This window comes from Mesorhizobium sp. M8A.F.Ca.ET.207.01.1.1, assembly GCF_004794715.1.
GTDB lineage: Bacteria > Pseudomonadota > Alphaproteobacteria > Rhizobiales > Rhizobiaceae > Mesorhizobium.
The window spans coordinates 1-304 of the sequence record NZ_SRUS01000467.1; the positions used below are offsets into that span (position 1 = coordinate 1).

The window sequence follows — 304 nt, forward strand, 5'->3', positions numbered from 1 at the left end:
CAGCGCATCTTCAGCGCCTTTGAATGCCTTGCTGAAGAGTTCCTGGGTCATGCCGGCCGTATTGGAGGCGGACTCGTTGTAGTCCTCAAAGGCACTGCGCGCGCCATTGCGCAAATCGCCCATCTTCTCCGTTCGGCGACCCTGGTAATCCCGCTCATCATTCAAGCGTCGATCGCGGCTCGAGCGCAGCGCGTCAGACTGGTCGCGGAAGCTCTGGCTGTTCTCGGAAACACCGCTGTCGCGCAGTGTCCTCATCGCCTGTTCGTACTCACGCTGGATGGCATTGACGCGTGCGAGCCGCGCG

The 304-nt window shown here is 61.5% G+C and carries 1 protein-coding gene; it reads right to left on the bottom strand.

Going from position 1 to position 304, the window contains the following annotated elements:
* A partial coding sequence (locus EN850_RS35395; RefSeq protein ID WP_136093062.1) for a phage tail tape measure C-terminal domain-containing protein occupies nt 1-304 on the bottom strand: 304 nt, incomplete at both ends.